The organism is Leisingera sp. ANG49 (genome assembly GCF_059694505.1).
In genome coordinates this window covers 1-14,149 of the sequence record NZ_JCATZN010000020.1, presented here as the reverse complement: position 1 = coordinate 14,149, position 14,149 = coordinate 1, and the positions used below count along the sequence as shown (strand labels likewise).

12 protein-coding genes and 3 pseudogenes are annotated in these 14,149 nt (G+C 58.9%); 10 read left to right on the top strand and 5 right to left on the bottom strand.

The window, feature by feature from the left end; genetic code table 11:
* The 4 genes and pseudogenes from AC58NV_RS23140 to AC58NV_RS23125 form a co-directional block, all read left to right on the top strand.
* Positions 1-607: pseudogene (locus tag AC58NV_RS23140) on the top strand (type IV secretion system DNA-binding domain-containing protein); the annotation flags it as partial.
* A 1-nt stretch (position 608) separates the two neighbouring features.
* Positions 609-3,593, top strand: a complete 2,985-nt coding sequence (gene mobF, locus AC58NV_RS23135; RefSeq protein WP_497229261.1) for a MobF family relaxase — start codon at positions 609-611, stop codon at positions 3,591-3,593.
* Positions 3,590-4,081, top strand: coding sequence for a hypothetical protein (locus AC58NV_RS23130; protein WP_497229260.1), 492 nt, complete (start codon positions 3,590-3,592; stop codon positions 4,079-4,081). The genes mobF and AC58NV_RS23130 overlap by 4 nt, the downstream gene beginning before the upstream one ends.
* The gene (locus AC58NV_RS23125) at positions 4,078-5,244 is read left to right on the top strand and encodes a lysozyme family protein (protein ID WP_497229259.1); all 1,167 of its coding nucleotides are present in this window, start codon (positions 4,078-4,080) and stop codon (positions 5,242-5,244) included. Before AC58NV_RS23130 ends, AC58NV_RS23125 begins: the two co-directional genes overlap by 4 nt.
* A gap of 361 nt (positions 5,245-5,605) precedes the next feature.
* Here AC58NV_RS23125 and AC58NV_RS23120 read toward each other — a convergent pair.
* The 3 genes from AC58NV_RS23120 to AC58NV_RS23110 all read right to left on the bottom strand — a co-directional run bounded on the left by AC58NV_RS23120 (position 5,606) and on the right by AC58NV_RS23110 (position 8,107).
* Positions 5,606-6,714 (bottom strand): IS3 family transposase gene (locus tag AC58NV_RS23120; protein WP_497229258.1). Its coding sequence is split into 2 segments (ribosomal slippage): positions 5,606-6,465 and positions 6,465-6,714, totalling 1,110 coding nucleotides; the frame shifts between segments, so codons are not numbered across the junction.
* Between the two features lie 325 nt (positions 6,715-7,039).
* Complete coding sequence (locus AC58NV_RS23115; protein WP_497229257.1) at positions 7,040-7,555, bottom strand: hypothetical protein; 516 nt, start codon at positions 7,553-7,555, stop codon at positions 7,040-7,042.
* A 189-nt stretch (positions 7,556-7,744) separates the two neighbouring features.
* Positions 7,745-8,107, bottom strand: coding sequence for a DUF2958 domain-containing protein (locus AC58NV_RS23110; RefSeq protein WP_497229256.1), 363 nt, complete (start codon positions 8,105-8,107; stop codon positions 7,745-7,747).
* Positions 8,108-9,020: 913 nt separating this feature from the next.
* On the opposite strand from AC58NV_RS23110, the gene AC58NV_RS23105 reads away from it, so the two are divergent.
* The 4 genes and pseudogenes from AC58NV_RS23105 to AC58NV_RS23090 all read left to right on the top strand — a co-directional run.
* Positions 9,021-9,326 carry an H-NS histone family protein gene (locus AC58NV_RS23105; protein ID WP_497229255.1) on the top strand — a complete coding sequence of 102 codons (306 nt, stop codon included), beginning with the start codon at positions 9,021-9,023 and terminating at the stop codon, positions 9,324-9,326.
* 456 nt (positions 9,327-9,782) lie between these two features.
* The gene (locus AC58NV_RS23100) at positions 9,783-10,172 is read left to right on the top strand and encodes an antitoxin Xre-like helix-turn-helix domain-containing protein (protein WP_497229254.1); all 390 of its coding nucleotides are present in this window, start codon (positions 9,783-9,785) and stop codon (positions 10,170-10,172) included.
* Positions 10,169-10,864, top strand: coding sequence for an RES family NAD+ phosphorylase (locus tag AC58NV_RS23095; RefSeq protein ID WP_497229253.1), 696 nt, complete (start codon positions 10,169-10,171; stop codon positions 10,862-10,864). Before AC58NV_RS23100 ends, AC58NV_RS23095 begins: the two co-directional genes overlap by 4 nt.
* A gap of 192 nt (positions 10,865-11,056) precedes the next feature.
* Positions 11,057-11,194: pseudogene (locus AC58NV_RS23090) on the top strand (IS110 family transposase); the annotation flags it as partial.
* 538 nt (positions 11,195-11,732) lie between these two features.
* Here AC58NV_RS23090 and AC58NV_RS23085 read toward each other — a convergent pair.
* Positions 11,733-12,274 (bottom strand): annotated as a pseudogene (locus AC58NV_RS23085) (transposase); the annotation flags it as partial.
* A 161-nt stretch (positions 12,275-12,435) separates the two neighbouring features.
* On the opposite strand from AC58NV_RS23085, the gene AC58NV_RS23080 reads away from it, so the two are divergent.
* Complete coding sequence (locus AC58NV_RS23080; protein ID WP_497229252.1) at positions 12,436-12,822, top strand: metallopeptidase family protein; 387 nt, start codon at positions 12,436-12,438, stop codon at positions 12,820-12,822.
* Positions 12,823-12,995: 173 nt separating this feature from the next.
* Positions 12,996-13,679: a UPF0149 family protein gene (locus AC58NV_RS23075; protein ID WP_497229251.1), complete on the top strand. Its 684-nt coding sequence runs from the start codon at positions 12,996-12,998 to the stop codon at positions 13,677-13,679.
* Between the two features lie 31 nt (positions 13,680-13,710).
* Here AC58NV_RS23075 and AC58NV_RS23070 read toward each other — a convergent pair.
* On the bottom strand, positions 13,711-14,149 hold a 439-nt coding region (locus AC58NV_RS23070; protein ID WP_497229250.1), incomplete at its 5' end, for an IS5 family transposase.

The window sequence follows — 14,149 nt, the reverse complement described above, 5'->3', positions numbered from 1 at the left end:
GAAGTTCGTCCCCTACAAAGGCAACGGCTTTGATGCGGGCGGAATGCAGGTTGCCGCGTTGAATGTGGAGATCCAGGAGGGCGGACCCGCGGAAGAGGGTTTCGCAGCCCTGAAGGCAATAGATCAGAAGGCTGAGTTTTTCCGCTTCCTGGACCGCGTGCGCCCTGAAGGTGCGGCTCTGATCGAAGATCCCGCCAGCATCTCGGAACGGGATTGGTACTGGCAGCACTTTGCCACAGCCCGGGTGCGCGGCCGCGATGTGAAAGAGATCGGCCCGCCGGATCCCTATGCAGGCTTTGTCAGCAACGGGGCCGCCAAGGCCCGTGAAACCGCCGCGCTCCCCTACCCCGGCACCGCGCCGGCACACCCGGAACCGGCGGCTGCACTGGCAACGGAAAGCCCGGGCCAATCTAGACCCGCGGGCGATGCGAAAGCCGCCGGAGGGCCTGCCCTGCCCCGTGTCCGGCGGACGCATCCGGTCAACGGCCATGCCCAGCCGGACCGGAAGACCCCGCAGCACCCTGTGGAGCTGAAAGAGGCACCCGCCAAAACGTCCGCCGCCCGCGCCTTGCTTGCAGTTGAGACCGCCATCCGGGGAGTGAAGTGACATGATGTCGATTTCCACCGTCTCGGCCGGGGCAGCGGCCAGCGGCTATTACAAACAGGAAGGCTATTACAAAGCGGGGACCGAGGAAGGCGAAAAGGCAGCCGCCTGGTTCGGCAAGACTGCAGAAGAAAACGGCCTGACCGGCTATGCCGATGACAAACAGTTCGCGCAGTTGCTCGAAGGCCTGGCTCCAGACGGAAAGCTGATGGGCCGCTATGTGGACGGCGAACGGCAGCACCGTCCCGGGCTCGACCTCACCTTTTCCGCGTCCAAGTCAGCTTCAGTGGCAGCCCTGGTGATCGGTGACACGCGCATCATAGACGCCCATGACGCCGCGGTGCGCGCGGCTATGGCTGTGGTGGAAGAGCGGTTCATTAAAACGCGCTTCCAGCAGGATGGAGAAATCGTCACGAAAAACGGGGAAGGCATTATTGCCGGAATTTACCGGCACGATACGTCCCGTGCGCTGGATCCGAATTTGCACAGCCATGCCGTCATTGCCAATATGGTGAAAAACGAAAACGGCGGATTTTCGGCACTCCGGAATGACGCCGTCTACAAAAACCGAAAGATCATTACAGAGGTCTACCGCTCCGATTTCGAGAACCGGATGGCGGATCTTGGTATTGCCACGGAGCGCGGAAAATACGGCGAAGTGAATATTTCCGGAATTCCGCAGGAAGTGACCGAAGCTTTCTCCAAGCGGCGCCAGGAAATATTGCAGGCACTTGAGCAGAAAGGTGTCGAATATACGGCCGATAACGCCAGCAAGGCAGCACTCGCCACCCGTGCAGCCAAACACAAGGAAATCGACCGGGATGCATTGCGGGAAACCTGGCACGTAGATGCGCTGGCTGCCGGGCTCAGCCGGGACCAGCTGGACCTCGGCCGGATGGGGCACGCTGCGCCGCAACCTGTGGTGCCGCTTGATCAGCAGCGCCCGATCGCCCTCGTTGCGGAGCCCGGCCAGCCGGCCGGCATGTTTGAAAAGGCCAAGGCCATGCTGTCGAGTGCTGCAGCCGTGGCCCGCGTGGAGATTGACCCCCGGCAGGCTGTAAACCGCGCCGTCGAGCACATCAGCGAACGGGAATCCGCTTACAGCCGGGCCGACCTCACTGTGGCCGCCATGCGCTTTGCCTTCGGCTCGGACTTCAAGGCGGTGGACACGGAAATCAACCGCCAGATCAAGGCTGGACGGCTCTTCGAAAGCGGCGGGGACGGGCAGATCCTGACCGACAAGGCTTCGGTGGATCTGGAACGCTCCATCCTGGCCACATGGCGGCAGGCAGAGAAAGCCGGCGGTTTGGAGCTGAACGGGTATAGCGGGCGCAGCGGTGAGAGCACCCTGCTGACGAAACTCGCCGCTGCGGCCAGTCTCACCGCCGGGCAGCGTGCGGCAATACAAACGTCTTTGACCGGCGAAGGCCGCTATGTGGGGGTGCAGGGCTTCGCGGGTACCGGCAAAACCTTCATGCTGGAACGCATGGCCCATTACGCCGCCCAAAACGGCTATGAGGTGAAGGGCATGGCCCCGAGCCACCAGGCGGTGCAGGAGCTGGTCAGCGTTCTCGGCAGCGCGGAAACACTCGCCAAGGTCACTACTGCAGAACGCCACCACCCGCAGGAGGCGGATAACAGCAGGACTATCCTTGTGGTCGATGAAGCCTCAATGGTGTCGGCCCAGGACATGCGCAGCTTCATGGATTACGCAGAGCGCACCGGCGCCCCCCGCGTCGTCTTCGTGGGCGACACCCGGCAGCTCGACGCGGTCGCGGCTGGTCAGCCCTTTGCCCAGATGCAAAAAGCCGGGATGCGCACCGCGGTGATGGATGAGATCCGCCGTCAGCGCGACGAGGATCTGAAGGCAGCCGTCTATCACGCGATCCGCGGCGAGGTCACCTCCGCCTTCAACCGGCTGGAGGACAACGTGCTCAAGGTCGATGATCCGCGCCAGGACGCAGCCGTCCGGTACCTTGCCCTGGCCCCGGCCGAACGCGAGGGCACCCGGATCCTCACCCTCACCAACGCGGCCCGCTCTGAGATCAACGAGGCGGTACGCACTGGCCTGCGGCAGGAGGGCAGGCTGGCAGGGGAAGAGGCAAAGGTGAGTGGACTTCTGAACCGCCAGCTGACCGAAACAGAACTGGCCGACGCCCGTAGCTATGCCCGCGGCGACGTGATCATTTCCGTGGCCACCAGCAAGGAATACGGCCTCCGGAAGAACAACCTCTATGTGGTCCGCGAGGCCGATCACCGGGGCAATAAGCTGACCGTTGAGCATGAGGAAACCGGTGCCCGGACCACCCTTCCCCTTGATGCCAGGTTCAATCAGCGGGAGCTTGGAAAGGCGCTTGTGGCCTACGAGCGCGAAGAGCGCAGCGTGGCTTCGGGGGACCAGGTGCGGTTCCGGATCACAGACCCGGAAAGCGGCATCAAGAACGGTCTCCGGGCTGAAATCAAATCAACCACTGGCGGCGTCATTGAAGCCGAAACACCGGACGGCACCCGCATCACCATACCAGGCAGCAGCCTCGCCGCCCGCGGGCTGGAGCATGACTACGTCGCCACCGCGCACGCCGTGCAGGGCGAGTCCGTGGACCGGGTGATCGTGGCCATGCGCTCCACCGAACGGCTGGCGACGCGGAAGAGTTTTTACGTGGAGATCAGCCGGGCGCGCGATGAGGCAATACTGCTGACCGAGGATCCCGAGCGCCTTTCCAGGACCATCGAGCGGGAAACCGGCCTCCGCCAGACCGCGCTTGATACCTGGATGGATGGGCGTCTCGCTGGTGCCCGTGAGCGGCAGCCCGAGGAGGACAAGATCAGGGAACAGCCTCAGGAAAAACCAGCGGCGGCGAAGGAGAAAGAGGCCAGGGAGAAAGACGCGCAAACCCCCACCCTGCCCGGCCTCTTCGATGAGAAGATGAAGGAATTTGAAAGGCAGGCCGAAGTGATCCTGCAACGCCAGAAGGAGATTGAACGATGAGTGAGGCATCGCAGAACGTCAGGATTGTCCTCGGACCGGTGGCCCGGCAGCTGATTGATGGCCAGGACGGAAACCGTCCCAAGGCGCTGGACGACGCAATTACCGGCCTGTTGGAGCAGCTCGAGAACGCGCAGGCCAATGCTGGTGGCGACGCCCCTTCGGCGGCGCGGCTCGCCGCTCTGGAGGCGACCGCTGCGCGCCAGACGGAGGCCCTACAGAGCCTCACCCATGCCGCCACCCTGGAGATGAAAATGACCCGCGTGCTGATCGCCTCGCTGATGAGCGAGAGCAACGAGGAGCATCAAACGATCCTCGCACTGGCGAATTCGGCCGTGGAAGAATCCCAAGCGAAATCCCGGTTGCTCGGGGATGCCGAGCTGGAGAGGTTGCGGGAAAGCGAGGCCTCTGTTCAAACGGCGATCCTGCGGGACTTGGAGCGCGGCGGCCAGGAGCAGGAGCTGGAAACAGAAGCGGAGATCGAGCGATGAGCACCTCTCTGAAACAACCGGAAAGCGCCCTGCCATTCTGTGCCATCCTGTGCCATTCGCGTGGCACGGTGTGGCACGGCCGTGCCATCACCCGTGGCATGGCCCTTCCGGCCCTTAAAAATAAGGCTCCACAAGGGTCTAGCAGTGCCCGATTGCCGAAATGCCAATTTTGGCAATCAAATCAGCGTCTTGCGCTGATTGCAGCTTTGCTGCGTTATGTGTGGACCTTCCATGAGGCCCAAGGGGCCGAATTGGGCGTTGCTGGCCCGATCCCTTCGAGAGGGCTGAGCCAAAAGCCCGCCTGTGGAGCGGCGCTTAGCGCCTCAATTTCCCGCCGGGGCCGGAAGGCGAGGACTGCTCTTCCGGTCTTTCTGATCGCGATCCTGGCTCCTGTGGCGGCACCCGCGGGCGACTGGTCCAGCTCAAGCAGCTTCAGCCTGAAAGAGACCGCCGAGATCCGGGAAAACCTCGCCTCAGCTCCGGCCTCCCCGAAAGACGGCTGGGACTTCGCTACGCGGGAAAGCGAGTGGGTTGCCCTCAATGCATTTGAGCGCTCGCGGCCAGGAAAGCAGCCCCCTGCCCCGGCCTCCTTCCGGTTGCCTTCCGGCTCCAGTGTCGAAAAGCTGTTTGCCCTCATCGCCTTTGCTGAAGCTCCCAGCGGCCGCTATGACGCAATCCACCTCGGCGCCAAGGTGAGACCAGGCAAGAAACCCTCGCAGATGACCCTTGCGGAAATCTACACCTGGATCGACCGCACGCCGGGCCAACCCCATGCCATCGGAAACTTCCAGATCATACCTTCAACCTTGCTTAATCTGCAGAAGCGTCTCGGCTTGCCTGACGGAGCCCGCTTCACCCGCGCGACACAGAACCGGATGGCAGCTCTCCTGATCTCTGACGCCGGGTATCAGAAGTTTGCGTCTGGCAGGATTTCACGCTCTGCTTTCATGGACAACCTGGCGCGCATCTGGGCTGGCCTTCCGCTGGCGTCCGGCAAGTCCGCCTATCATGGGTATGCCGGAAACCGCGCAACCATCACGCGGGTTTTCTACGTCGAACAGATGGAAAGGATCTTTGGCTCCGGAACAGCGTGGATCACTGCAGCTTCTCCGGTGGCCCAAGCAAAACCAATGAATGCAGGCTGGACACGGCTGGGGCAATGATCCGGATCATCACCAAAACACCCTTGATTATCGCACTGGCATTACAGGAGCGGGGTTCAACTCTTCCAGTTTTGTGCGGGCTTGAGACAGGCAAATGGGAAGCCTTCATAACGCAAAAGGCAGCTTTCCGAGCTTCTGAAAGATGGCGCTGAATGCGACATGCAGGCGGTCGGTTAAGTGCCTTGGCCGCCCTGTTGATGAATAATTTGAGTGGCAGTATCTGAACTTGTTAGCCGCGTCGCCAGACTGAGAACTGGTCAAGGCTTCGGAAAAACCCGCCCGATCTTACGCCGCACAAAAAGAGGAAATACACGGCCGCGAAAAGCCCTGACTGACGTGCTCCCCGCAGAGTCCGCGGTTATTAGTTCGCCCTGTTCAGGGTTTGGTCCTCTACTGACCGTTGGTGATACTCCCACGGGGTGAGCCCGTCGAGGCTCGTATGTGGGCGATGGTGATTGTAATCGTCACGCCAGGCTGCGATCAGCTCTCGGGCGTGGCGCAGGTTGGCGAACAAGTGCTCGTTTAGGCACTCGTCCCGGAGGCGGCCGTTGAAGCTTTCGACAAAGCCGTTCTGCATGGGCTTGCCTGGCGCGATGTAGTGCCACTCGACCTTCCGGTCTTCCTGCCATTTCAGAATGGCATTCGACGTCAGTTCGGTCCCATTATCGCTGACCACCATGCAGGGATAGCCACGCGTTCGGGCGATATTATCGAGCTCACGGGCAACCCGCTGGCCGGAGAGTGAGGTGTCCACGACCGCGGCCAGGCATTCCCGGCTGAAGTCGTCAATGACGCAGAGCACCCGGAAACGGCGGCCATCGGACAAGCTGTCCGAGACGAAGTCCAGCGACCATCTCTGGTTCGGCCCTTGCGGGATCGCCATGGGCGCACGCGTCCCAATGGCGCGTTTTCGCCCGCCGCGCTTGCGCACGCTCAGCCCCTCTTCGCGGTAGATCCGGTAGAGCTTCTTCCAGTTCACCTTCCAGCCCTCGCGACCGAGCAGCAGGTGCAGCCGACGATAGCCGAAGCGCCGCCGTTCGCTGGACAGCTCCTTCAGCCTCTCTCGCAACTCGGCGTCCGCAGGCCTGGTTGATCCACGCCGATAGACGCGCGGATCTATCCCGGCCAGAGCACAGGCCCGCCGCTGGTTGTAGTTCTTCTCTGTCATGGCCCAGTCCACGGCTCTCCGCCTTGCACCGGGCTTCAAAAGTTTTTTCCCAGCATCTCTTTCAGCGTTGCCACATCAAGCATGTGCTCGGCCAACATCTTCTTGAGCTTGGTGTTCTCGACCTCCAGAGCCTTCAGCCTCTTGGCCTCGGACACTTCCATGCCGCCATACTTCGAACGCCATTTGTAGAAAGTGCCATCGCTGATGCCGTGCTTCCGGCACAGTTCCTTCGCCCCCATTCCGGCTTGGTGCTCTTTCAGGATGCCAATGATCTGCTCTTCGCTGAAACGGCTTTTCCGCATCGTCTGTCTCCTCGCTTGGAGAACAGGCTAACTTCAAATCGCGGACTTTTCAGGGGAGCACGTCATGACCAGACTCCGAAGATCGAGGCCCAGGATTCGGTCAAAAAAAGAGTGCGCCATGTACAGTCAAATGCCCCTCCAAATCTCGGGATGCCCTTAACACATGCCGGGGCGGCTCTGACTGTAACAGGCTTCCGGTTAACAAATCCGGCCGGGACTGCTGCTGCCTGCGTTCCTCTTGTTTGAGGCTCTGGAACTGGGAACTGCTGTTTCCAGGTGCCCGCATTTTGGCGAAGATATCAAAGCAGCGGGGATACTCCCCGCCCTACCGCGCTTTGGCGATGATGCCATCTTTGCCAACTGCTGCGATGCTATCGGAGGTGCGGCGCGCCAGGTCTACTCCGTCGGCGGAGATGCTGGCTTCCACGAACTCTGTCTTCTTCAGCACAGATCCATCTGCATCCACCCAGGTGGTCTCGCTACCGCTTTCGCGGGTGATGGAACCATCATGGCTGATCCGGATCGAAATGCCCGCCACCGCTACTGTTACTGAATCTTCCGTCACAAGAACCCCGTTCCAGGCATCCGGGAAATCGCGGCGCAGGACAATCTTGTCCTGGCGCAGCTTGATTTGCACGTCCTGGTCCGTGTCCCCTGCTGCGCTTCTGACCACAACAAAGGCTTCCTGTTCGCTTGGATCATTGTGAATACTTGCACTGGCATTCTTCGGCGGCCACACCTTCGGGGCTGCGCGCCGCGCGCCTTTCTGGTCCCGGTGGAAACCAATATACAGCTGGGCGGAGCGCCAGGTTTGGCGCAAAGAATTCACAAGTTCAGACATTGGCCTTAATCCTCAACAGAATGTGCGCGCACCGGACCAAAATCGGGGCCTCCTAGCGCTGCTAGTTTTGCTCAAATTCATTGTTGCAGGCGTGCTGACTGACCTCGGCCAGTCAGCCGCCCAAAAGTTCATAGGGTATTAGCAGCACGGTTAGGACAGGCCCTTACCCCATGCAAGACAAGGTTCAGCTTACGCCTGGATGGCACCGTGATGACGCGCCTCCTGTGCGTAATCCACAAGCGGCTTCGACGATGCCCAGTAAAGGTCGCGTTCGATCCTCAAGCCAAAGGGACCGCGGACTGCCACCAGTTCCGGGATGTACACGCTGCCCAGCTCAGGGCAGCCCATACCCAGATCACATAGACCGAAAGCGATATTTTTGTCTTCAGGATCAATTTCGCTGATAAGCCAGGTTGCGGCGCCCCAGGGTGTGAATAGCTTCACCACTGGCTGCCGCGACATGTCCTCAGCAATCTCCCCTGCCCTCTCCCGTGCCGCAATTGCCCCGTTCTGCAGCAGTTTCTCTAATTGGCTTTTCGTAAACAGGTTCATACCCAACGTCTCCTTTGTGTCATGGCCATCGGGAGGTCCCCTTTGGCTCTGGTTTTGAGCAGAGCCCTGCAAGGGCTTCGTCTCTAAAACCTGACCCGCTGGCGAAGCGTGGGGGGTAGCAACTGCAACTGGAAACCGATGGGAGTGGTGCGGCCCGCAGGCGCAGCCGAGGACACGGTCCCGTCGGTTTCCGGTTGCGGGCGCGCGGGGGCAAAGCCCCCTCCATGTCCCCTGTCAAAGGATTTGCGCATGGCAATGCGTACCGTATTTTTTTGCGGAGGTTCGGCCGCCATGGGATTTGGCATTCACAGTTTGGGCAAAGGAACCACTTTCCCGACGCTCAATCAGCCTCTATGCGCGGAATTCCCCATGGCCGCACCAGACCTTTCCGGATCTGATGGACACTGACGAGGACGAAGTGGAGGTTCGAGCTGTGGAGCGCAAATTTGGGAAAGAAGCGACGATCCTGCATTTGCCCCGCTATCAGGATACCGCCAAGCCACTCGCTGACAGAATGTCACGCCAATACTATATGGCTCAACTGATCGGCCATGAGGCCAGGTCCCGGGCGCTCCGCGGACTTGGTCCCCTGGACCAGATTGCACATCACAAGCTGGTCTATTTCAAGGAAGCTAGACCAATTATCAGAATGCAAACCCGGGTTCGCAGAGATTTATGCCAAGTCAAACCGCACCGCCTCGCTACGCAAGAACTATGCTAGCAGGAAATTCTTACCGGAGACGCTCCTGATTTCGATTAGCCCTTGCTCGCAATTAAAGGCTTCGAGGTACAATTCAATAGCTGAGCGTAACGGTTAGCGCTGCTTGCATTCCTGCTAAGTTAAGAGTGCACACACTTGCTACTAACGACGATATCTGCTTTGACCAGGTGCAATCAAAAACACAGGTGAAACATGTCAATAGATATAAACGGCCTGAGTGCGGCTGAACTGGATGCACTGGCTAAAGAAATCGAATCCCGCAAAGTAGAAGTGGAGAAAGTGGCAAAGCAAAACGCCTATTCCGAAATGCTGGCCATCGCAGACAAACACGGTGTGTCCTTCGAAGAGGTGATTGCACTTCATGGCGGCAAGGGCCGCAAGTCCAGCACAAAGGCACCAGCCAAATACGCCAACCCAGAAGACGCATCCCAGACATGGAGCGGCCGCGGGCGCAAACCGGCTTGGGTTCACGAAGCATTGAAAGCTGGCAATCCATAGAGGACCTTGAGATCTGAAGATCCTAAGCCCTGGGTGCGCCACCCATCGAAACCATACACTTCCTGAAAAGGAAAGTGCGTCGGCGGCGTTCAGCCGCCGCGCAACATATTGGCTAATTGGAAGCAACGGCCCGGCGCGTTCCAACTGGCGATAATGAGGGGGGCGGGCCACAGTATACTGTGACCGCTTCATGGAATGCGCCTCCCCAGTCTGCAATTTATCAGATGTGGCCTGGTAGAGAATGCCGAGCTCTGAGGTTCCGGGCCGTAGGGGTCTCCTGGGAGGACATTGATGGCATTCCCGGCTATGAGGAAGTGCGCTACTAGTCTTTAGCCTGTTCCAGTTGTCGGAAGGATTGTCTGATGGGCTGCTGGTGTTCAAAAGATCAGCCTGAAAAGGTCATCTGATCTTTACTTTTGGCTCATATGACCTAATTGTGAATCCAGGAGTAAGATCATGCAAATCACTGCTAGAACCCGTGAACCAGCAGAAATCAATGCAGTTGCGCTGAAGGCTTATGCCCGTGCAGCGGATACCTGGAGTTTGACTTTGAAAGAGGCCGCTGGGCTGGCTGACATGTCGGAGAGTACATGGAAGCGCGCTAAAAAACCTGGTTTCACCGGCGAGTTAACGAAGGATCAGCTTCTCCGCCTTTCCGCGATCATAGGGATCTACAAGTCATTGGAACTCTACTTCTCCGAACCGCTTGCCAGAGCATGGATGACCCGGCCGAACACTGGCCCCCTTTTCAGTGGCGCGCGACCGGTTGAGACTGCGATTGAGGGTGGTCTCCCGCAAATCCTGAATATCCGGACATACCTGGATGCGCTTCGGGGCGGGGCATGAAGCAGACGGAGATTTCAGACCGTGGTCTGATCCGGCTCCTTCCAGCCACCTATCATAAGGCGCCGACGCTCCGGGGTTTGGTCGATTCCGACGAGGAGGCAGAAATTCTTGCGGAGATCGAAGGCCTCACAAGCGCGCGCTTGGTTGCGGAGCGCGGCAAGAGTCTGCATCTCGATCCGCGGGAGCTCGCCTGGCACCGCCGGAAGGCAGATTTGCGCGTTTATGGGAACACCCATGTGAACGCGGCATTTACATATACGAGAGCAGGGGGAAACCGTTTCAACGGAGAAGATCGCGGAGCCTGGTATTGTGCGTGGGATGTCATGGTGTCCGTCGCAGAGGTCGCCTTTCACCGTACTCGCGAGCTCGAGTATGTTGGGGATTTTCATGACACGGCACGCTATGTTGAAATGCACGCTGATTTCATCGGCACCTTCGATGACATTAGCGATGAGCCGGAACACGCAGTGCTCCACCCGGATCCAGCTATTGGCTATCCTGAAGGTCAGAGCCTGGCGGATAGCTTGCGGCGCTCAGGTTCCCGAGGGCTGATCTACCCGTCGGTCCGGTCACCTGAAGGCAACTGCCTGGTATGCTTTGATCCGCAGGCCATCCAGAACGTCCGTCCGGGAGCCTCTTGGGATCTGGCCTGGGAAGGAACGCCTGACTATTCGATCCTGCAGGTCGCCTGATCAGCCAAGTGAAGTGTGGTGAGGAACCCAATCTAAACCACGATATGTTCGGCCCAGAGCAGTCACCAGCCACAGTAACCGGGCGCTGCGGTGCGGCCCGTTAGAGGGGATGGGGTGGATGGCTCCTGCTCCACCGGCGTCGCAATGCGCCATAGTGCAGTTGTTATCGACTGCTAGGAAAGGAGCCATCCAATGCAGGTTGCAACAGTCGGGCTAGATCTGGCCAAGAACATCTTTCAGGTACACGGGGTCACAGCGGATGGAACCGTTGCGTTCAATCGGTCGCTCAGGCGCGCGCAGCTCATACAGTTCTTCGAGAAACTTGAACCCTGCAAGATCTCCGCGGCGGCAGTTTTGTTCCGGGTTGTAGGCAATTCGTACTTCCAAAAGAAACAACTTGGCAGTTCACGCACCTAAGACAAATTTCGGCCAAACGAAAGACCGGCACTGAAAAGTATCCGACAAGACGCTCTGTCGGCAGCGTGTTAGCAAAGTACGTCAAAGTTGGCGGGTGGCCCTCAAGTCAAACTTCAAAACTCCTGCCTGGAACGTTGCCTGGAAGACTTCCGCGAACACAGGATCTTCCGACAGGTCATGGCAGCAGCGCAAAAGCGCGGGAAGCACCTTGGGCGGCGAAGGATGATAACGACAGAACAGGCACGCCAGTCTGCAAGGCGGATGGATGTAGAGAGCGCAACTCTGACAGAGCTTGCGGCAGAACTTGGTATTTCGCAGCAAACCATACCCGGATATCGAACTGGAATTGCATGCCGATGATTCAAAATCGGACTTTGCAGCAGAGGACATCGATCTTTCCTTCAGAACTGGTCCCGCAGACAAGGGGCGGTTCATTTCGGCGGCCTTGCCATCGCCGCCACAGACGTTCGACACGGCCGTCGCCGATCTGCCATCCAGCGTCCCTAAGCAGCACTGCGACCCGGCGGTAGCCATAGCTGCCGTATTGCCTGGCCAGTTCAATCATGTCCGCCACGAGCCGGTCTTCATCTTCCCAGCCTCGCGGTTGATACCTTTGTGTTGATCGATGCTGCCCCAGCACCCGGCAGATCCGGCGTTCCGAAACGTTCATCTCGCTGCGTATCAGCTCGATGCAGGCGCGCCGACAGGCGGGGCTCAGAAGTTTCCCCGGGCCGCCTCCTTCAGGATGAGCTTGCCCAAGGTCAGGTCCGAGACGGCTTTTCGCAGCCGTTCGTTCTCCTTCTGAAGCCGCTTGAGTTCTTTCAGTTGGTCGGTTCCCATCCCGCCATACTGCTTGCGCCAGCGGTAGTAAGTCTGCTCAGTGATGCGCACTTCGCGGATCGCATCCACGCACTGCATCCTCTGGCCGACAAGCACATCAACCTGCCGCAGCTTCTGAACTATTTCCTCAGGCTTGTGTCGCTTGTTCGCCATTCTCAGTCCTCCGTTTCCTAAACATAACGGTGAGCCAATTCAGATGGGACACTCCAGCAGTCCGATTTGGGGCCGTAGGCTGCTGATCGCACCAGGCGTATGAACTGCCTCCCTCCGGCTTGGCTGTTCACTACACCGCTCCGAGAAACCATATACAACGCATGCACCACGACCTTGACCATTTCGAGAAGATCGCTCGCGCCACTATAGCTTCTCTGCCGAGGGCCTTTAGGCCAGCTGCAGATAACGTCATTCTGCGCATTGCCGAATGGCCTGCGCCGGCCATGCTGGACGAACTTGGTTTTGCAGATCCATATGAACTGACGGGGCTCTACGAGGGCATACCTATGACCGAGAAATCGGTTCTCGACATGGCGTCACCTCCGGATGTTGTATGGCTCTTCCGCCAGCCGATCCTGGCGGAATGGCGCGACCGCGGTGATGTCGAGTTGAACCAGTTGATCGCGCATGTTGTTATTCACGAGTTCGCCCATCATTTCGGATGGACTGACGAGGAGATCGCAGCCATCGATCAATGGTGGGTCTGAACCGCTCTTCAATGCCCAGGGGAGGTTGGCATTCGAGCTCACAGGTGACGTTGCCGCGACGATGGGGTGCCGCGAGTGCAGTCAACGGTTCGCAGCCCGCATCCGACATTGCGATAGTTGCGAATTATCAGTCTCGCAGCTAAAAAATTCCCGACATCGCCGGGAGAAGTCTCATGGGCCAATCACATCAAGAGCTTGATCGCCTCAACGTGCTTCTGCATGCGCTGCCCGTCGAAAAAATGCCTATGTCGCTTAGCGAACTTGATGGCTACGTGACCGGCATTCTTTCTTGTAGTGACATGATCCCGCCCTCGGAATGGCTGCCCCATGTCTGGGGCGATACCGGCGAAACACATTTTCCTGACCGGAAGGCTGCAGAAGAAACGATCGGTGCTGTCATGGCCCATTACAATTCGGTGGCCGAGGCGATGTCCCGCTCGTTTTGGATCGAGCCTATCTACGAGGTTGATCCCAACAGCGACGAGACGATGTGGGAGCCTTGGGTCGATGGCTTCACCCGCGCCATAGGCTTGCGGCCGGAAGCTTGGGAACGCCTGCTCGATCAGGCCGACGAAGTGACGCGGGCTACGATGATCTTTTTGATGGCGTTACAAGACATCTACACTGGTCAAAGCAAGTTCGCGGACGACGAAATTGACCAGATCGACCTTGTAGCCCCCGATTTGATCCCGAACTGCGTAGCGACAATAATGCACCAGTCACGTCCTGAACTTTCCCGCCCTGAGCCTGAAAACCTTTCCGGCATGCCGTTCAAGGCTGTTCCTCGACCAGGTCGAAACGATCCGTGCTCCAGCGGGTCGGGCCGCAAATACAAACAGTGTTGCGGTCGGAACTGACTGATCTCCATAGATTTCATAGGGTCAGGATTCATAACCAGTAGATGACGGTTGCTGCGAGGGCGATGGCTGAGAGGAAGACTTTCGGACAGCTGTCATAGCGGGTAGCCACGCGTCTCCAGTCCTTGAGCCTGCCGAACATGATCTCGATGCGACTTCGCCGCTTGTACCGGCGCTTGTCGTATTTGACCGGGATCTTGCGCTGCTTTCGGCCGGGGATGCAGGCGCGTATCCCTTTGTCTTGCAATGCCTCTCGGAACCAGTCGGCGTCATAGCCACGATCCCCAAGCAGCCAACCGACTTTTGACAAGGTGCTGAGCAGCGCCCGTGCGCCGACATAATCGCTCACCTGCCCGGCGGTGACGAACAGGTTGAGCGGCCACCCTTGGCTGTCGCAGATGGCGTGCAGTTTGGTATTCATGCCGCCCTTGGTTCGACCGATCAGGCGGCCGCACCCCCCTTTTTCGCGA